Source organism: Nisaea sp., assembly GCF_017640745.1.
GTDB lineage: Bacteria > Pseudomonadota > Alphaproteobacteria > Thalassobaculales > Thalassobaculaceae > Nisaea.
In genome coordinates, this window is sequence record NZ_JAEPQA010000014.1 from 63,727 (window position 1) to 83,298 (window position 19,572).

The 19,572-nt window shown below is 59.6% G+C and carries 14 protein-coding genes and 1 tRNA gene; 8 read left to right on the forward strand and 7 right to left on the reverse strand.

The genetic code is table 11. From position 1 onward, the window contains the following. Nucleotides 1-2 precede the first annotated feature (2 nt). Nucleotides 3-746, forward strand: coding sequence for a SprT family zinc-dependent metalloprotease (locus JJ959_RS11460; protein ID WP_292883655.1), 744 nt, complete (start codon nt 3-5; stop codon nt 744-746). Nucleotides 747-794: 48 nt separating this feature from the next. Here the strand turns inward: JJ959_RS11460 and JJ959_RS11465 are convergent, their stop codons facing one another. Both JJ959_RS11465 and JJ959_RS11470 read right to left on the reverse strand, forming a co-directional pair. Continuing rightward, entirely contained in the window at nt 795-1,238 is a 444-nt protein-coding gene (locus JJ959_RS11465; protein WP_292883658.1) for a hypothetical protein, read from the reverse strand. A 336-nt stretch (nt 1,239-1,574) separates the two neighbouring features. After that, on the reverse strand, nt 1,575-3,515 hold the full coding sequence (locus JJ959_RS11470; protein ID WP_292883661.1) for a hypothetical protein: 1,941 nt from the start codon (nt 3,513-3,515) through the stop codon (nt 1,575-1,577). 413 nt (nt 3,516-3,928) lie between these two features. On the opposite strand from JJ959_RS11470, the gene JJ959_RS11475 reads away from it, so the two are divergent. Continuing rightward, nucleotides 3,929-4,003, forward strand: a tRNA-Val gene (locus JJ959_RS11475). A 346-nt stretch (nt 4,004-4,349) separates the two neighbouring features. Here the strand turns inward: JJ959_RS11475 and JJ959_RS11480 are convergent. Then, complete coding sequence (locus JJ959_RS11480) at nt 4,350-5,741, reverse strand: toll/interleukin-1 receptor domain-containing protein (RefSeq protein WP_292883663.1); 1,392 nt, start codon at nt 5,739-5,741, stop codon at nt 4,350-4,352. Nucleotides 5,742-5,926: 185 nt separating this feature from the next. Here JJ959_RS11480 and JJ959_RS11485 point away from each other — a divergent pair, with 185 nt between their 5' ends. From JJ959_RS11485 to JJ959_RS11505, 5 genes are all read left to right on the forward strand, one after another. Then, on the forward strand, nt 5,927-6,397 hold the full coding sequence (locus tag JJ959_RS11485) for a DUF4231 domain-containing protein (protein ID WP_292883665.1): 471 nt from the start codon (nt 5,927-5,929) through the stop codon (nt 6,395-6,397). A gap of 151 nt (nt 6,398-6,548) precedes the next feature. Further along, on the forward strand, nt 6,549-8,630 hold the full coding sequence (locus JJ959_RS11490; RefSeq protein WP_292883668.1) for a methyl-accepting chemotaxis protein: 2,082 nt from the start codon (nt 6,549-6,551) through the stop codon (nt 8,628-8,630). Nucleotides 8,631-8,924: 294 nt separating this feature from the next. Next, nucleotides 8,925-9,905 (forward strand): TAXI family TRAP transporter solute-binding subunit, encoded by a 981-nt coding sequence (locus tag JJ959_RS11495; RefSeq protein ID WP_292883671.1) that lies wholly within the window; start codon nt 8,925-8,927, stop codon nt 9,903-9,905. Nucleotides 9,906-10,017: 112 nt separating this feature from the next. Next, nucleotides 10,018-12,276 (forward strand): TRAP transporter permease, encoded by a 2,259-nt coding sequence (locus JJ959_RS11500; protein ID WP_292883674.1) that lies wholly within the window; start codon nt 10,018-10,020, stop codon nt 12,274-12,276. Further along, nucleotides 12,263-13,030: a formylglycine-generating enzyme family protein gene (locus JJ959_RS11505; RefSeq protein WP_292883676.1), complete on the forward strand. Its 768-nt coding sequence runs from the start codon at nt 12,263-12,265 to the stop codon at nt 13,028-13,030. The genes JJ959_RS11500 and JJ959_RS11505 overlap by 14 nt, the downstream gene beginning before the upstream one ends. 52 nt (nt 13,031-13,082) lie before the next feature. On the opposite strand, the gene JJ959_RS11510 is transcribed toward JJ959_RS11505, so the two are convergent. From JJ959_RS11510 to JJ959_RS11520, 3 genes are all read right to left on the reverse strand, one after another. Then, nucleotides 13,083-13,682, reverse strand: coding sequence for a tetratricopeptide repeat protein (locus tag JJ959_RS11510; protein WP_292883679.1), 600 nt, complete (start codon nt 13,680-13,682; stop codon nt 13,083-13,085). 21 nt (nt 13,683-13,703) lie between these two features. After that, nucleotides 13,704-15,890 (reverse strand): TRAP transporter fused permease subunit, encoded by a 2,187-nt coding sequence (locus JJ959_RS11515; RefSeq protein ID WP_292883682.1) that lies wholly within the window; start codon nt 15,888-15,890, stop codon nt 13,704-13,706. Between the two features lie 75 nt (nt 15,891-15,965). Continuing rightward, the gene (locus tag JJ959_RS11520; RefSeq protein ID WP_292883685.1) at nt 15,966-16,964 is read right to left on the reverse strand and encodes a TAXI family TRAP transporter solute-binding subunit; all 999 of its coding nucleotides are present in this window, start codon (nt 16,962-16,964) and stop codon (nt 15,966-15,968) included. A 278-nt stretch (nt 16,965-17,242) separates the two neighbouring features. On the opposite strand from JJ959_RS11520, the gene JJ959_RS11525 reads away from it, so the two are divergent. After that, nucleotides 17,243-17,635, forward strand: coding sequence for a GFA family protein (locus tag JJ959_RS11525; protein ID WP_292883687.1), 393 nt, complete (start codon nt 17,243-17,245; stop codon nt 17,633-17,635). Between the two features lie 24 nt (nt 17,636-17,659). On the opposite strand, the gene gss is transcribed toward JJ959_RS11525, so the two are convergent. After that, nucleotides 17,660-19,549 (reverse strand): bifunctional glutathionylspermidine amidase/synthase, encoded by a 1,890-nt coding sequence (gss, locus tag JJ959_RS11530; RefSeq protein WP_292883689.1) that lies wholly within the window; start codon nt 19,547-19,549, stop codon nt 17,660-17,662. Between the last annotated feature and the right edge of the window lie 23 nt (nt 19,550-19,572).

The window sequence follows — 19,572 nt, forward strand, 5'->3', positions numbered from 1 at the left end:
CGATGCCGGATCTCATCATCGGTAATACGGTCGTTCCCTATACCCTCCGGCGCTCTGCCAGCGCACGGAAGGCCCGCATTACGGTGACCCCTGACCAGGTCGAACTGGTGGTGCCGGAGGCAGCCAACGAAGATCAGATTGCTCGGGTGCTCGAAAGCAAGCGGGCCTGGATCTACGAGCATCACCAGCGCATGGCTGAACGGTCGGCGGAGATGCATACCATCCACCGCTTCATGACCGGCGCCAAGGTGCCATATCGGGGGCGTCTGGTGAGATTGACGGTTCAGCGGACGGATAAGCCGGTGGTGTCGGTTGAATATCGGAATGGGTTCCTGGTGTCGGTGCCCGAATGGGTCACAGAGCGGAACCGGGAAGCTGTCATCGAAGGAGAGCTTCGGCTCTGGTTCAAGGTTCGTTTACGGCGCGACACCAGGGAGATGGCCCGGCGGCTCGGCGAGCCGGCCGGGCTGGTGGCGAAGGCCATCCGGATCAAGGACCAGAAGCACATGTGGGGCAGTTGCGGCCGGGACCGGGTCGTGAACCTGAACTGGCGTCTGATCTTCGCCCCCAAGGCCGTGCTCGAATACGCCGTCGCCCACGAGTTGGCCCATCTCGAAGAGCGAAATCACACCTCTGCCTTCTGGTCCTTGGTCCGCCGCCTAGTGCCGGACTACGAGCGCCGCAAGGACTGGCTCGAAGCGAACGAGCACGTGCTCGGGTACCGGTACGTCCCGGTGGAAATCTAGGCCGGGCGCGCTAGATGCCCGGCCGTAGGAGTGCCTGTGGTTACGCCATCAGTAGGTGTGACGCGTATGGATCGTAGAGGGATCTCGGAGATCCGAGATCTGCTTTTCGTTGCCGTCGGAATCGGTGAAGAGCCAGTTGCGCCAGACGTTCTCGGTCTTGGTGCCGATGCCCTTACTCAATTTGACCAAGCTGTGGAACCGCTGCCCTGACGGCAGCAGTTTCCACGCGCCCCCAGTTGCCACTGCCTCGTGGCGCTGGCCTTTGTAGATCCGGTGGATCTTGAAGCCTTCCGGGAAACGAACGTTGTACCGGGTGGCAACAAAACCATCCCGAGCGATGCTGGGCTCGGCCGGAGCTTCGACACCAGCTTCGGGCGACGCATCCGGAAGCTGGAGGACGCGCCTGAGGATCTGATCCTCGGTTTCCTCGCCCTCGGCCCGGGCGGACCAGATGGCGGCGAACACCGGTGTCGATACCATGATGGATTTCATGTCGTTCTCCTTAAAAGTCTTATTTTAAGCAAGATAGCAAGATTTAAGCATGAGTCAAGTTGTGGTTGTCCGACACCAGGCAAGGCGCGTTCTGGCGCAGCGCTGCCCGCCTGAGGGCGGGCGCTGCGCATGTCGCTTGGTGGGGTTTGGGGGGAAAAGTCCTAGGCTCTTAGCTGGGACCTGAAGCTGGTGGGGTTTCGACACCAGAGCTCAAAGAGGGCGGTCACTCTAGAGTTGGTCAGAACGAACGCGCCCGCCTCTGCGGGTGGCGCGTTCTTCTCACAGGCGGAGATGAAGCCAAGCTAATCCAAATTATGGGCCACTGCCCTAAAGCTCTTATTTAGGAAGGTGACCCATAAATTCCTGAGCCTCGATCCCCCGGAGGTCGAGTGCGTAGTAAGATTTTCCCTGTTTGAACCAAAGCATCCCCTCCATTGCAGCTTCAATGCGGCGTTGGACCGTTTTCCTGCTGGTGCTATCCGAGGGTTGGATCAGTCGATTTAGCTGCACGCCCGAAATCTTCATGGGCCCTCCGGCCCGGAACTGATCGTCAAAATACCGCTGCATTAGCTGGCGAATTCGGACGACCTCTCGGTCGCGCTCTACATCGTCATGGAGATTTACTGCCGGCCACTCTTCAAATCGAATGCCTGGCATGAGAAGCGAGAGGTAGTCCAACAGCTGCTGCGACGTCGACATTACGTAACCTGTCATCGTGTGAGCACGTCCGTCTGTTATGTGCCGACAGGAGCCTCTAGAAAGTGCTTGAAAAGCCGATTGGGCGAGTTCTGCGCATTTATGAGCAGTGAGATGTGCGGGGCCATAGTCGGCGTTGATATCACGCCGGGCCCCGAGATATAGACTGGCCAGAACCGCTCCGTCCTGATGGTTCAGGCCATAGAGTATTACGTGCTGACAAAAACCGAAGTCGTTTAGGCTGGCCTCTTGGCCCCAAGTCAGCACGTTTATTCTTCTTCGATCTGGTGAAGTACCAAGCGCCGGCTCCTCGACGTCGAGCCCAGCCTTCTTGAACAGGTTGACCAGATATTCCGAACCGGTTAGCTCGGAGTGCCCTAGGTCCTTGAAGGTCACGATAAGGACGCATTCGGAATGCGGAATGTTCCGGACGCATTCGATTACTTCCCCAAAGATTTCTTTGGATTCGCTCTTCAAATCACGACGTATGGCGTCGCGACCCGATGCCACTGGAAGCGTTTTGATGGTTACGTTATCGAACCGCTTGAAGCGGGTGAGGTCGACGTGCGTGCTTGTTTTTGCTCGGAGTATTTCTTCACCCGAGTGAACTGTCGTGTCGAATCGCTCCGCTAGCTTCATTTGATAGCTCGCATCCAAGATGAGCATGTTGTCGATCTCATCGGGGAAATTCGGCGTTGAGAAGACAAGTTTTGCGCCGCCACTTCTGATCAATCGGCCAGTTTCGCCGTTATGTGCGATCGCTTGGGAAACTGCCGTCTTGAAGCGAATGCCGTCAGAGGCCTTCTTCTCAAAAATATCAAACTGTCGACGCATCTTTTTTGCTTTGTCCGGGGTTAGATCAGGCAGCTTAAAAGTAGCGACTGTGTCTGTATTGCCGGATGAAGCTTCTGGGAACCAATGCGCGAAGTCGTCCAAGTACCAAAGCAGATCATTCAAACTCAAAGTGTCAGCGACATTGCGAATTGCCCCGTGAGCTGCATGGAGGTGCACTGCTTCAATGAACGCGCTCTTACTGGTGACGAGGCTTTCATCAAAAATAGTTAGCGCCCTAGGCTGTTCCCCGACGTAGTAGAACTTAGTCAGGTCATTGTCACGAAGCCGACTGTGGCTGACTAATACGATCTGTCGATATGGGTATATTTTGCTTTCCTGGTCTATCTCCAGCGAAGACTCAGATGCCTTATCTCCATAGCTATGGATCAGCCCTACTCGATCAGCGGTCAGTCCGGATTCCAATAGCGAACGGTACAAGCGGCACAGTGCTTCGACCGTAAACATGCTGACGCAGATCGGGATCTCGTCGTCCCATGTACTGACCAACTCTGTAATCCAAGCTATGATCGCCGTCGTTTTTCCTGAGCCTGTCGGTAATGGGGCCACGTAGCGGCCAGATATTCGGCCAAAGGCTTGGGCGGTCATGAGTGACAAGAGGTTATGAAGGGCTGCGCTGTGAGCCTCCGCCACTACGTTGCCGTGGCCTTCCAAGATCCTAACTAGACGATTGTGCGCTCGGGCGACGAATGCCTGCTCGGCTGGCTGTAACAGTGAGATGTCGGTCATGCTCGGTGAGTTGGTGAGGAAATGCGACCTTCTGAGGCCAAGGGCGGGGAGAATGGAGCAGTGGGCCGCTTGAACACAAGTGGGTACCACTAGCTAAATCTCACCACCATGTGGATCAAACTTTGACAGGATCTTTAATGGTCTCCTGTGGGGGGAGTTTCGCCGACCGAAAGGCATATCCACTCGCGAGAACTACCCCTGTTTCGTGTCACAATTCTTGTCACAGTGAGTGTGACACAGAGACGTTTTCAGGCCAATTTCGTATCTAAACAGACCTCGGCCGATGTCGGTCGACTGGGGTGAGGCTGCAACTTGACGGTAATGGTGAGATTTCGTAACGTCCTGATCTGCAAGCGTTTTGAGGGCGTTTCAGGGCGTCACGTAGCCGCACACATCCCGATGCCGCAGAGATAGGGCGCGTAGCTCAGCGGGAGAGCACTACGTTGACATCGTAGGGGTCGCTGGTTCAATCCCAGCCGCGCCCACCATTCCAAGGCATCAAAATCGTTCAGTCCTTCGATTTCGCCTCGCCATCGAAAATCCTCTTCAGAGCCGACTGTCACACTCCCGTCACAGTGACGGGGAATCGGTCATGACGGCCATTCGCGAGCGTGGCGCCAACTGGCAGGTTCAGGTCCGCGCTGACACGACAACGTGACGCTTCATGCGTCGGAAGGCCGTATTGTGCGAGGGTATCGCAGAGCAACACGTCAAAGACGGAGTGGCCTGTGCTCGCAAACAGTCTTGAGCATGAGATTTGCGGTCTCACTCTCAATGACGGAAATGTAGTGCCGGCATCTGGATTCGAAGAGTGCGACTACGCAGCATTCGTGTTCAGTTGATTCTGGGCTGTTCGACAACCAGGTCGTCGAATCGAGATTTTACTCCCTCCCTCCGGTACCCCAGAAGTTGTCTGTAGTTATCCGCTTGTTGTTCGGATGCCATGTGCATGAAACGAAGATTTATATTCGACATTGATTTCACGGTGGAATCCAATGTGTCAAAATCATCTTCCTCGAAGGCGGTGTGAAAATCGCCGATAATGTTTTTCCATTCGTCAAACAAAAACTCTACTTCATCTAACCTGGTCAGATTGGATTGGAACATTTGTTTGATGACGTCCGGATTTGTCCAGCCTTTATCTTGCGCTTGAGCGGTTAGCTCATTCAGGACGTCGCGAAACTCAGAATAGTAGTTTTTCTTTTTCTCCATAACATGAGCCGGTCCTCTGTTCGGTTGCAGGCGAGCCTGATGTGCCAGCCCGAGCGCCCTCATTTTGAAAGCAAAACCAAAATTTATTATATTCAGTAACGGGTCGTCTATTTCATGCCGGACGGGTTTTTCGCCGTGATGAGGGACAAGCAGTACGTTGTATTTTCTTGTTCCATCAAAAAACATTTCGGACCGGAATAGAACAAGATTTACATCACTGCCATTCTCGGTATTTATTTTTTCGCGAACTTCGAGGAACGAATTTGATCTAACATTTTCAATAATAGCCTGTTCTATCATGTTGATGACATCCTCGTTTCCACGTTTTCCAAAGTAAGACCGAAAGTCTTCCCAAGGGAGAGTGATGTCGTCATTCAACCCGAAGTGATGAAAGCCGTGCCCTTCAGACTTTACCCAGCTATGGCCCGAGAGAACTTCTTTTTCACGAATTTGTTGTAGATCTTTGACCCAAATTTTCCAGGCAGACAAAAGATATTTTGGCCGACTTAGCGTGCCTTTCAGGTTGTTCAGTTTCTCCACGATTGCGTTGGCTCTGTTCGCAAGGCCAACTGGCTGTAGAGCTTGGAAATCTCCATTTCCACCAGCCTGAACGCCAAAGAGCATGCTGAGGAAGTTTTTGACGTCTTTCAGGTTGGTGCCGTTTAAGGCGTGGATACTCTCACTTCGCAGCGCTTCGGGGATTGTCTGTTCTTCATGAACATAGATGACAAATAGACCCGATTTCGTCGCGTCCTTGTGACCGTTGAGATGCCTCTTCATCTGGAACATCCCGACTTCTTTCATGCACCAATTCCAGTCTTCCGTCGGGTCGGTGTAGAACAGGATCATGCAATCACAGTCAGCAATTTTTTGTACGATTTTTTCATTGAACCGATCGCCGACATCGAAGTCTTTTGACCATTCGAAATTGATGTCGTTGTTTCGTCTGAATGACTCAACAACACTTTCAAGGATAGGTGCGTCTTTCGCTTTATGACTTATGAAAATTTGCATTTTTTTTCGCCTCCGGAGTCTCTCCCTAATCGACAAATTAGGAAAAACTGATTTAATACACAACCTTTCATAATCCCGATATTCGCTTGATCCCGCTATTCGATTAAATAGAAGCATCTGGCGCGGAGTAATGCACGGGAAAATAGTTGAGGCTATGAGTGTGGGGTGGCGGAAGGGGGCTGCGTGTGACTGAACCGATCAATAACGAGAGCGAGCCGGATTCCGGATATTGGCGGCTCGAAGACCAGATCAGGTGGTATGACGAAAAAAGTGCACATTCTCAGCGCGTCTATAAGGCCTTGCGGTCGATTCAGCTTGTCGTTTCGGCGATGGTGCCAGTCACGGCATTTCTCGTCGCGGACGGGGCTGCGATCGCAGGTTGCCTTGGGGCATTGCTCTTGGTCATCGAGGGTTTTCGCGAGCTTGGTGCTTATCACCGGAATTGGCTGAAATATAGGGCGACCTGCGAGAGCTTGCGGCACGAGAAATATTTATTTCTCGCTTCAGCAGGACCGTATGGAGAGATCGATCCGAGCGAAACGAAGCGTCATTTGGCTGCACGCGTGGAAGCCCTTGTTTCAGAGGAACATTCGCAGTGGGCGGCTCATATCCAGGAGAGTTTCGCTTCACAGGCAAAAGAAAGATCCAAGGGGTAAGCGGCCGGGCGCCCCCCGTCGCGCCGGAGGCCACGACCCTGAGCGGTCAACAGAGTGCACCGCCAGTGCGACCAGCACATGGAAATGTAGCCTCTGCCCTATTGTGCGAACGCCCGCTAATTGTGTGAACGCCAACAAGAAAATCTGCTAGATGGATATTCTGGGCAAAGACTCACGGTGCGATCGATCGACGATGAAATTCAAACACAAGATCATGGGTGCGTTGCTGGCAGCGGGTATCCTGCCCATGGCCGTGAGCTCCGCGTTCAATATCACCCGTATGCAAGACATGGCCGAAGAAGCGGCCCGTGCGGAAATTGCCTCTGTCATCGACCTGAAAGAAGAGATGGTCGAGACCTATTTCGGAACGCTTCTCAGCATTGCCCGCACGCTTGCGATCAATCCGGTCGTGATGGATGCGACGCAGGCTTTCGCAGCCGCCGTCGACGAACTGGATGCCTCCGAAGATGTTGCCGCGAACCTCAGACGGCTGCGGGAGCGCTATCTCTACCAGCAGCAGAACACAGCAGGTGCGACAGAGGCCGATCTCAGTCGATGGATGAAGATCGACGCGGTGTCGGAGAAGCTTCAACACCTCTACATTTCGGACAATCCCGAAAAGATCGGGGAGAAACATCTCTTGATGTCGGCGGACGATACGAGTCGATATTCAAATCTCCACGCGCTCTATCACCCGTATTTTAAGGCCTACCTGGAAGAATTCGCGTTCTACGACATCTTTCTCTTCGAACCGAAAAACGGCCGTATCGTCTATTCGGTGTTCAAGGAACTCGATTACGGCACGTCCTTCGTCGACGGTCCGTACAGCGGCTCGGCTTTTGGACGCGCTGTCCAACAGATCATTCGCGACAAGTCGGATGATCTGGTCTTTGTGGATTTCGAACCCTACGAGCCGTCCTACAATCAGGACGCTTCCTTCCTGCTTGCGCCCCTCAAGGACGGGGAAAAGTTGACCGGTATCATTGCCTTCCAGATGCCGGTCGATCGCATCAACGCCATCGTGAACAAGGAAATCGCCGGCTTCGAGACCGCCGAAACCTTCCTTATCGGATCACAGGGGCAACTCCGTTCCGTCCCCGAAAACGCCGGCGATCTGGCCATTGGCTCGTCTTTGTCCAGCGACGTTATCACGACGGCGCTGGGCGGCACGGAGGGACTTGTCGCTGCGGAAGATCACAAAGGCATCCCGGTGATCGCCGGGTTCGGGCAGGTGAGCCTTCCCGGACTTGACTGGAAAATCATTCTCTCCGTCGCGGCCGAAGAGGCGATGGCGGAGGCCAACGCCTCGGTCCGCAACGCGCTGATCACGCTTGGCGGGTTCAGCCTGCTGATCCTGGTTTGCGGTTATGGATTGGGCGTCATCCTTCTGCGCCCGGTTCAGGCTCTGGGCAGGGATTTTCGCGAAATCGTCATCGGTGCGACGAATGCCCTGCACGAAGCCTCAAGACGATCGAAGGTTGCGGCGGAATCGATGGTGACGACGGCGGAAGAAACGAGCCGCCAGGGCTCTGTCGTCAAAGAGAATTCGGTTGCGGCGGCCGAGAACGTGTCCGACGTCGCGGCCGCGATCGGTCAGATGGCGTCCTCTATCCAGGAGATCGTGGAGGGCGTGACCAAGACCTCCAGTCTCACCGACGATGCGTCCGAGAAGGCCTCTGTGGCGACGTCTTCGCTCCAGGAACTGGAAATCGCGACGCAACGCATCACCGGTGTGGTGGGCTTGATCAAGGACATTGCCAACAAGACGAACCTGCTTGCCTTGAACGCTTCCATTGAGGCGGCGCGGGCGGGAGATGCCGGGCGCGGTTTTGCCGTCGTCGCGGAAGAAGTCAGAAAACTCGCCGCTCAGACCACCAGTTCCACCGAGGAAATAGGCACGGAAGTCCATAACGTCACAAAAGCGGTGCGGGACAACGTTGTCGCCATTCGCGGGATCACAGAGGCCATTGCGCTTGTCCATGACCAGGCAATGACCATGTCCTCCGCTGCCGAAGAGCAGGGCGCGGTGACGTCGGAGATCACCGGCAGCATGTCGGATACAGCTCAGCGCGTTTCCGCCGTCGATCAAAACATCGGGGGCGTTGAATCGGCGTCGGCCGATGCGGCCGTCGCGGCAAGAGACGTGATGCAGCAGATGCGAAGCGTCGATGAGGCCGAACGGAAAGTTACTGAAGCGATCGACGCTTTCCTCAAGAGAATCAAAGAGATATAGGTCCTTCGGGGATTCTCCGAAACGACATCGTTGGTCCGGCCCTTTGGCGGTCCGGCTTTCGGTATGTCCCGCTCTTCCCATCGGGCGGTTTCCCTCGCGCATCCATCGCAAGGGGAAGGTGCTAAAGCCTCTCATGAAGGGGCCTGTTGGGCCGGGGCATGCTTTCGAGACGATTTTTACCAATTTCCATTCTGCCCATCTTGCCTCCGTGCTACGGGCACCTATCTCTCGGAGCGAAAAAAAAGAACCCGTGTTCCGACGGGCCGAGGTTTCAACATTTCATGAAGGACGCAGATGAAACGTTCCACTCTTATGGGCGCGGTGGTCGCTCTCGCGCTAACGTCTTGGGGAGCACACGCTCAGGATCGCAGCAATTGGCCCTCCAGCTTCACGGTTGCCACGGCCTCTCAGGGCGGCACCTATTTCGCCTACGGCTCCGGCTGGGCCAACCTGGTCGCTGATCAACTCGGTATCTCCGGCGGTGCGGAAGTCACCGGAGGCCCGATGCAGAATATGGCCCTTGTCCATACCGGCGACGCCGCCTTCGGAATGACCACCATGGGGCCGGCGCGGGAATCGATGGAAGGAAGCAACGCGATCGCACCGGGTCTCAAGATGACCAATGCCTGCGCGATGTTCCCGATGTATCAGACGCCGTTTTCGATCACGACGCTGAAATCCTCCGGGATCACCTCTCTCTCCGAGATTCCGGCAGGAGCAAAGATCGGTTTCGGCCCCGCGGGCTCCACGTCCGATACCTATTTCCCGCGCATGCTTGAAACCCTCGGAATCCAGTTCGAGCGGCGGAATGGCGGCTGGTCCGATCTTGGCGGCCAGCTTCAGGACAACCTGCTCGACGTGATCGCCTTCGCGGCCGGTGTTCCGGTTCCGGCGGTCAGCCAGCTCGAGGTGCAGACCGAGATCAACATCATCGAGTTCACCGAAGCCGAGCAGAAGAAGATCCTGGAAACCTTCCCGGTCTCCGCGTTCCAGATCAACGAAGGTACCTATACGACGCTGACCAAGCCGGCGCGTTCGGTGTCCATGTGGAACTTCGCGATCGCGAATTGCGACCTTCCGGAATCCTTCGTCTACGAGGCGACCAAGGTGGTGATGTCGGACAATGCCCGGATGGTCGCCATCCACAAGGCAGCCCGCTCCACCCTGCCGGAGAACTGGGACAAGAATACCTTCATGCCCTGGCATCCGGGTGCCGCGCGTTGGTTCAACGAGAACGGCGCCAGCATTCCGGCGTCGCTGATCCACGGCGGCTAAGCAATAAACATCGGCCGCTCCACGAGCGGTCTTCACGGACCGCGCCCGCAGGGGCGCGGTCCGTTCGTGCTGGCGGGGCCGGCACGGCTTGTCCTTGTGGGGGAAACGAGAGATGACTGACGAGAAGGCGAGCGCTTCCGCAGATCGCGCGTCCGACGAGCCGCTGATCGCCGAAGGCGTAGACGAGGAACCGGTCGAGAAGAACCGCCGGCTGTTCGATGGGCGCAGCGGTGTCTTCATTGCAGGTCTGGCAGCCCTCTATGCCGCCTTCCATGTGCTTGCGCTCAACGGGGTCTCGCTGTCCGCCATGACCGGTGGCGTGGTGAATTTGGCCTTCCTGCCGGATTTCCCGATGGAGACCTGGAACTTCCGGATCGTGCATGTGGCAGGCGCCCTCGCGCTCGGTTTCCTCATGTTCTCCGCCGCTCCCTTCCCGGAAAAAGATGGCGAAGAAACCCGCTTGCTCGGCTGGGTGTCGCTGATCCTCCTGGCGCCCGCCCTGCTGTCGCTTGGCATGGCACTGTCCTTTGCCGTCGAGATCGCCAACGGCAAGTTGTGGAACGGCATCGATCGCGAGATCAAGTTCAACGAAACCTGGCTGTTCGGCGCGCCATTGCTGGCCGCGACGGCAGGCGGCATCGTCCTCTCCTGGTTCCATCGTCGGCGGCGCAACGGCTTTTCCGAGCCTGACGCAGTGCTCGCGGTCTGCGGAATCGCCGTCGCCGCATATCTCATCGTGATCTACGGAACGCTGATGCGGAACTCGACCGGCACCCCGTTTGCGCCGATCGGCATTTCCCTGGCGGCCGTTGCGGGCAGTCTCTTGATTCTCGAGCTGACGCGGCGCGTTGCCGGCATGGCGCTGGTGGTGATTGCGGTCGTTTTCCTCATCTATGTGTTCGCCGGCGCGCATCTGCCGGGCTTTTTGCAGTCGCCCCCGATCGACTGGACCCGATTCTTCAGCCAGGTCTATACCGATGCCGGGATCCTCGGCCCGACCACGGCCGTATCCTCGACCTACATCATCCTGTTCATTGTCTTCGCCGCGTTCCTGCAGGCCTCCAAGGTCGGGGACTATTTCGTCAACTTCGCCTTCGCCGTCGCCGGACGCGCGCGCGGAGGGCCGGCGAAGGTTGCGATCTTCGCGTCCGGCCTGATGGGCATGATCAACGGCACGTCGGCGGGGAACGTCGTCGCCACCGGCTCCCTGACCATCCCGCTGATGAAGAAGGTCGGCTATCACCGCAAGACGGCCGGTGCCATCGAGGCGGCAGCGTCCACCGGCGGTCAGATCATGCCGCCCATCATGGGCGCCGGCGCCTTCATCATGGCTGAAATTACAGGCATTCCCTACGCGGACATCGCTCTTGCGGCGGTGATCCCGGCAATCCTCTACTTCGCGTCGATCTATTTCATGGTGGATTTCGAGGCGGCCAAGCTCGGGATGCGGGGGATGCGCGAGGATGAATTGCCGCGCTTCGCGACGATGGTGCGGCGCGTCTATCTCTTCATCCCTATCGTCATCCTGATCGTGGCGCTCTTCATGGGCTATTCGGTCATTCGTGCAGGAACGCTCGCCATCGTCTCCGCCGCCGTGGTGAGTTGGCTGACCCCCTCCCGGATGGGCCCCCGGGAGATCGCCAAGGCGTTCGAGCTGGCCGGCGTCATGTCGATCCAGATCATCGTGGTTTGCGCCTGTGCTGGGATCATCGTCGGCGTCATCTCCCTGACCGGTGTGGGCGCGCGCTTCTCCAACCTTCTGCTCGATCTGGCGGCGACCTCACAGCTGCTCGCGCTCGTCTTTGCCATGGCCATCGCGATCCTGCTCGGCATGGGGATGCCGACGACGGCCGCCTATGCCGTCGCCGCGTCGGTGGTGGCGCCGGGCCTGGTCGAGCTCGGGATCGATCAGCTGACGGCGCATTTCTTCGTCTTCTATTTCGCCGTCGTCTCCGCCATCACGCCGCCGGTGGCTCTGGCATCCTATGCCGCGGCCGGAATATCGGGGGCCAACGCGATGGAGACCTCTGTCGCGTCCTTCAAGATCGGCATTGCCGCGTTCATCGTGCCCTTCATGTTCTTCTACAACGGAGCGCTGCTGATGGATGGCGGCACGGTGGAAATCGCCCGGGCGCTCGCCACCGCGGTCGCGGGCGTGTTCCTGCTCTCGGCCGGCGTTCAGGGATGGTTCCTCGGGGGGCGGCCCGTCTGGTTCCTCCGCGTCGCATTGATGATTGCCGCCCTGTTCATGATCGAGGGCGGGCTGATCACGGATGCGGTCGGTGTATCCATCGCCGCGGCGACCTACCTGATCCAGCGGTTCGTCAAGCCGCGGCCGGGAACCCTGGTCGATGCGCATGGTCCGGACTGACGGCAACCGCCCGTTCCTGCGCGGGCGGATAAGGGACCGTCTGTTTGCCGCCGCCGTCTGTTGTGCGCTGCTCGCCGTCCCCGCTCAGGCCGCGGAAATGCAGCGGATCGGTGCGTTCGAAATCGACCGGACCGAGGTCACGGTCGGTGCGTTCCGTGAATTCGTCGAGGCGACAGGGATCGTGACGGCCGCAGAGCGGTCCGGGGGCGGCGAGGTCTACGAGGCGGGCTGGGTCCGGAAGCCCGGCTGGACGTGGCGCGCTCCCTACGGGCATCCCGCAGAGGATGACGAACCGGCGGTGCATGTCACCTACGACGAGGCGGCGGCCTACTGCGCCTGGCGTGGCAAGCGCTTGCCGAGGGATGAGGAATGGGTGGAAGCCGCCTACACGGAGCAGCGGCAGAACCCGCCGGAGCCGTTCAGGGCCGGGGTGACCTATCCCTATCCGACCGGAGAGAGCCCCGAGGGGGCAAATTGTCTCTCGGACTGTCGTTTTTCACCGGTTCTCGACAATTCGGCCGTCCTTGCGCGAGGATCCGGACATGCTCCGGCGGGGCGTTCGATCGAAGGGGTGAACGGTCTCTTCGACATGGGGGCGAATGTCTGGGAATGGACCGACGGCGACCTGGCGGGGGACAGGATCACCCGCGGCGGGTCCTGGTGGTACGGCGCGCGCCAGATGCACAAGGACCATGTCGCGAGCAAGCCGCCGTCGACCGCCGTCGTCTATATCGGTTTCCGATGTGCCCGATGAGGGGAAGCTGGCCTGAAGGGACCGTTGTCCTGCGATACGATCCGGTTGCGAGCTACTTTCCGCACCCCTTGTAGCCGCGATTCAGACAGTCGCGGTAAAGCCGTTCCGCTTTCCGCAGGGCGTAGGTCGTCATTTTCCCGGCGACGAAGTCGCGGCCCTCAAAGGCCAGACTGCTGCCCTGTTCCGCCGCGAGGCTGTACCACATATAGGCGAGAACCTCGTCCTGCGGTACGCCGCGGCCGCTGTAATACATGGAACCGAGCATGATCTGGGCGCCCTCGTTTCCCTGCTCGGCAGCCTTGAGATACCAGTGCGCCGCTTCTGCATAGTCCCGCGGTACGCCCTGGCTGAAGCGGTATATGCCGCCGAGATTGAACTGGGCCTGCTCGTGGCCCTGCTCGGCGGCCTTGCGATACCAGTTGATCGCTTCTGTATCGCTCTGCGGCACGCCCTTCCCGTTCTCATGCATGCGCCCGAGGCTGAACTGGGCATCCCTGTCGCCCTGTTCGGCGAGGGGCTGCCATTCCCGCAGCGCTGTCGGATAGTCCCCGCGGTCGTAAGCTTGGCGCCCTCTATCGAAATCCTGCGCGACGACCTGTGCCAAAAATGCCAGCGCCAGAGCGATCGTCGAAACGGAAAAGAAAACACGCATGCCGGTGCTCCTCTTCGCAGGTCAGGCGGCGCCGGCGCTCCCGACCTGCCGTGCCGATTTCATCCGCGTCCAGACCATCACTAGGACCACAAGCGCCGCCCCCGCAAGGTTCGCGAGCAGCATGAGCGGCCAATAGGCCAGTGCGGCGCCGGCGATCAGGAGGCAGATCTCCAGGATCCCGATCGGCCCCTCGCTGTACATCTGGATGAGCGCGTTCGTCGCGTATATGCCGAACAGCGAGAAGACGCCGATCTGCATCACTTCCATGAAATCGCCCGATATCAGCGGTGTGTAGGCAAAGAGCAGCGGCACGATGTAGAGGCCCTTGGCGATCTTCCAGCTTTCGAAGCCGGTCTCCATCGGACGCGACCCCGCAATCCCTGCGGCGGTAAAGGCGGCGAGGCAGACAGGCGGCGTCACGTTCGAATCCTGGCTCAGCCAGTAGATGATCAGGTGCGCGATGAGCAGGAATGTCAGGCTCGTGGTCGGATCGACTAGGACCGGGCGGATGGTCACGGCGATCTCGAACGGGATCGACCTGACCAGGTCCCAGGCTTCCGCATTGCTCATTCCCCCGGCGATTTTAGCCACGTTCGGATGGTCGACGAGGAAGAACAGCGCCGATTTCGCCGGGTCGGCAATGCCCTGCACCAGCTGATCCACGATGATCCCGTCGGCCATGATACCGGCGAGAGCGGGGGCGGTCAGGATCGCGATGATGATGTAGGCCGCCGTGACCGGGAGCCCCATCCCGAGAACCAGCGAGGCGACCGCGATCAGGGCAAGCGCGATGACGAGCGAGCCCTGGGACCACTGCACGATCATGAGCGAGAACCCGTTGCCGACGCCGCTGGTGACGATGGCGTTGTTCATGATACCGATGGTGACCAGAAGGATTGCCGTCAGGACCGAGGCGTTCACCCCGGTGACCAGTGCCTCGACGATCTTTTTCGGGCCCATCACGACGGGCTCGAAACTGTCGCCCGGGACGAACCGGGCGATCAGGCTGGTGAACCAGGAGGTTCCGATCAGGGCCGCGATGGCCCAGCAGGCGGCATAGGCGGGCGTGACGCCGGTCAGCAGCAGCCAGACCATGGTGCCGAGCGGGATGACGAAGACGAGACCGCCGGAGACGAGCTTGCCGCGATCGATCGTCATGTCGATTTCGGAGCCGGCATTGCGCTTGACCGCCTCGATGCGGACGATGCAGGCGATCGACAGGAAATAGAGGATCGCCGGTACAATGGAGACGGCGACGATGGTGCTGTAGGGGATGCCGGTATAGCTCGCCATGACGAAGGCGCCGGCGCCCATGATCGGCGGCATGATCTGGCCGCCGGTGGAGGCGGCCGCCTCGACGCCCGCGGCGAACTTGGGGCGGAAGCCGTTTGCCTTCATCAGCGGAATGGTGATGACGCCTGTCGAGGCGGTGTTCGCGACGGCGGAGCCGGAGATCGTCCCGGTCAGGGCGGAGGAGATCACCGCGACGAAGGCGGCGCCGCCCTTCACCCGGCCGGCGACCGACTTGGAAATCTCGATCACGAAATGGCTCGCACCGGAGACCACGAGAAAGCCGCCGAAAATCATGAAGAGCGCGATATTCGTGGACGAAATGCCCGCCAGAACACCGAACATGCCCTCGTCGTTGAACAGGCTGCGGAAGAGGACGTCGTCCAGCGGCAGGCTCGCGGCGCGAAATACGCCGGGCATGTAGCTGCCGAGGAAAAGGATGTAGCAGGCCGACAGGATCACCAGGATCGGGATCACCCATCCGGAGACTCGCCGCGAAAGGTCGATGGCACCGAAGATCAGGATGAAGCCGGCGGTCCAGTCCACCCAGTTGAGCTGCCAGCCCTGGCCCGTTACCGCGAGGGAGCGCTCGTAGATATAGTTCTCCGCCCCTGCGACCCACATCGCAGACGCGGCGATGGCCGTGGCATAGGCGAGATCGATCGTCCATGCGAGCGGGGTATTGGCGCGGCGTCCGAAAGGGGAGAGCGTGATCGCCGCGAGAAACGCGAAGCCGCCGAAATGGATCGCGTTCTGCCACAATCCCGGTTCGTTCAGATAAACGTTCGTCGCGATGTGCCAGATGCCGAAAGCCGCCGCGAAGAGGATCGCCAGTCGCGAGGCCATCGTCTTGTTTGGTGCGGACAGGTCAAGTAGGTCGGCGCGCATGGTTGCGCCGGCGGTATCGCGATCGCTCACGACGGTTTCCTCCCCAGAAACTGAGAACAGGAGCGCGACCCTTGGTCGCGCTCCTGCTGCGAAGATCTTGTCGGCTTACTGGGCCTTGAGATGGTCCGGAATTGTAAGGCCGGCCTCTTCATAGTAGCGCTGAGCGCCCGGATGCAGGGGGACCGGCAGACCGGCGAGCGCCTTATCCAGTGCCATGGCCTTGGTGGCCGGGTGGATCGCCTGCAGGAAGGGCAGGTTCTCGAACATCGTCTTGGTCAGCATATAGACATGGTTCTCGTCGACCGTGTCGTTGACCGCGAGGAAGTTCGGCTGCGCGACCGTCTGAATATCCTTGGTCTGGCCCGGATAGGTGCCGGCGGGGATGGTGTACGGCACCCAGAGCTTGCGGTCGCCGTCCATCTTGGTGGCCTGTTCCGGCGTGACGTCGAGGATCGTGAACTTGCCTTCGTTGGCGGCCATCAGCTGGGTGATGGCTCCGACGGGCGTGCCGCCGGGGATGCCGGCCGACGTGATCTGGCCGTTGGCCAGGGCCGCGCCGGTCGGGCCGTAGCCCGCGTACATCAGGTTGAAGTCCTTATCCATGTCGAGGCCGAGACCGGCGAGCAGGACCCGGTTGGAACCGATCGTGCCGGAGCTCTGACCGCCCATGCCGGCCGCTTGGCCCTTGAGCGCGACGATGTCATCCATCGTACCCGTCTTCGCCAGTTCGGTCGGCACGACGAAGTGCTCGACGTTCTGCCACAGCATGGAGATCGAACGGATGTTCTTCTGCGGCTCGGAGATCGGGCCGGTGCCGGTCTTCGCATAGGCGCCGAACAGCCCCTGCAGGATCGCGAAGTCGGCAGTGCCGGCGCCGAGCGCCTGCACGTTCGCGCCGGAACCCGCGGAGTTGACCGCGGTCAGCGAGAACTTCTCTTTCGGCAGCAGCTTGACCTTGGTGAGGGTGGAGATCGCCGTGCCGACCGGATGATAGGTGCCGCCGGTCGAAGCGGTGTTTAGGACGTAGTCCTTCTCATTGGCGTGGGCGATGCTCGCGGACATCGTGAGTGCGACGCCCAGTGCGAGCGCCTTGAACATTTTCATCTTTGCCTCCCGGTAGATACGCTGTTTGGACAGCCAGAGAGGATCTAGATAGTGATTCTGAGAGTTTTGTGAACCAGCATTCGCAATTCTTCTCAAATGAGCTCTTTTCCGATTTTGCCGGGATCTGGGGCGCCGGGCCGAAGAGGGGGACAAAGGGGAGGGGCCGTTTTCACGACGTGGAACCGGGAGTATCGGCATCCCGGTGTCCAGCGACGGTTGTCGTTCCGAAGCGGTTCGGTGTACCCAGTCGGATCGCTCGGATTCAGGGGAGAGCCACTATGGATCGCGTTACCGGTGGGTGCCTCTGCGGCAAGGTCCGGATTGTGGCATCCGGACAGCCCTACAGGGTCGGCATGTGCCATTGCCTCGATTGCCGCAAACATCACGGCGCGCTGTTTCACGCCTCCGCTATCTTTCCCGCGGACGCGGTGACGGTGGAGGGCGAGACGCGCGACTTTCGCGGACGGCATTTCTGCCCCGATTGCGGCTCGACCGTCTTCGGGCGGAGCGACGACGAGATCGAGGTGAATCTCGGAAGTCTGGATGCGCCGGACCGCTTCACGCCGACCTACGAGCTATGGACGATCCGGCGAGAGGCCTGGCTGCCGCCGTTTCCGCTTGCGCGGCATTACGAACGCGACCGCCCATCCGGCGGGCGCACGGAGCCCTGAACCCCGCGCGCCGCGCAATCGCCGTCAAAGCGCGTCGTCGGGCACCACGCGCAGCGGCAGGATATCGCTGTTCGTCGTCAGGATTGGCGACGGATCGACGCGCACGCAGGCGCCGCCATAGCTTCCGCCGACCGAGAAGGTCCCGATCTGCACATATTTCCCGTCCAGTTTCGGCAGCGGGAAGAGCTCCTGATAGATCTGGTCCTGTTCGTCGAAATTGCCTTCCGTGGCCGAGACCAGGTTGTCGTTGCGGTCGTAGATCGCGATGTTGTGCCCGCAGCGCCCGACGATCGGTTTCACCACGTAGCCCTTCTTGGCGATGTTCTCGGTCAGCTCGAAGCTCGACTCGAGAAGGTAGCGGTTTTCCGGGTACATCGAGGAGAGGACCGGCAGGATCGCCTTGTTGCTCGGGATCAGGGTCCAGAGCGGTTCGAACACCATGACCTCCTCGCGCAGCAGCACGTCGACGAGGCGCGGCTTCTGGGTCTTGCGGTCGATCGTCCGGTGCAGTTCGAGATCTTCGGCATCGTCCTCGAGATCGTGGCGGATCTGGTCGAGCGCGGTTTCCCAGGCCCAGGATTTCCAGACCCACTTGATGCGCACGCCCTCGGCATCGCAGACCCAGCCCTCGTCGTCCCATGTCAGGCCCGAGGTGCCCTTGATGATCTTGCTCTTGATGCCCGCCGCATCCATCGATTTCTGGATGAACAGCGCGTGGTAGGTCTCCTCGAGGTCGCGGTCCTGCATGATGTGCAGGATGTCGCCGACCTCGGCCTCTTCCCAGGCTTCCTTCAGGTTCTCGAGCAGATCCTCGCCCGGGCACCAGCCGTCGGTGCAGCCGAAATGCTCCGCCCAGCGTCCCTGTACGACACCGGTCTCCATATGGCAGGAGGCTGAATCCGCGTTGTACTCATAGACCTTCAGGCCGTGCTCGGAGAGCGAGAAGTCGAAGCGGCCGGTGATCATCTCGTTGCGCCGGTTACTCCAGGATTTCTGGATCCTCGGCCAGATCGCCGGCGGCAGGTTGAACTTTCGCAGCAGCTTCTCATCGTTCAGCACCAGATTGGTCGCGTGCAGGAACATGCGGTGCAGTTCGTTCGTCGCACGGCGGATCTCGTTATGCGCGGTCTCGCTGATGCAGATATATTTCCGCCCGTCGGCCTCGTCGGTCGCGAGTTTGCAGCCGCCCATCATCTCGATGTAAGCGGCCTCCGCAGGGTCGGAGGTGTCCAGCCAGCTAACTTCCGGACCGCCCGATTGTCGGACTTCCCGCATGACCGGCCGGAAAACCTCCGGCGGAACCTCCCGGTGCGCCTCCGCGCCGGTCGCGTCCTCCGTCTGAAGGACCCAGCCCAGAACCTCGCCGTCGTCATAGGTGCAATCGACCCAGTGGCCGCCTTCCGCATCGACTCGCATCGGCAGCTCGCGCGCCCAGTCCTGCCCGGCCGGCCAGACCTTGTGATCGACATTCTGCTCCGCGACGCGGACCCGGTCGGGCAGGACTTCGGTGATCACCGCGACATGGCCGGTGACGTCGAAGAAGCCGCCTTCCTTCCAGATCATCAGACCGCCGATTTCGGGCGCCCGCACCGAGCCGTTGCGGAAGGACCGCAGCGGCAGGCGGCTGCCGTCCTCGATGACCTTCACCTCCCGCAGCTGGAAGATGTCGTAGGCCATGGCGATGTCTTCGAAGACATAGCCCTTGTTCCGGTAGAGCCAGCGGCGGGCAAACTCGACGCATTGCCATTTGTGCCCGAGATAGATCCCGTCGACGACGCTTCTGTAATGCTGCCGCGTCGGCAATTCCGCATTGTCCACGGTTTCGTAATCCGATGAATAGGCGGCCACCCCGCCGGGAGCGATGCCGATCACGGCGCCGAAGCGTTCGGATTCGGGCAGATGCTTGTTATGCATTCTCTTGTCGTTTCAAAAACCTG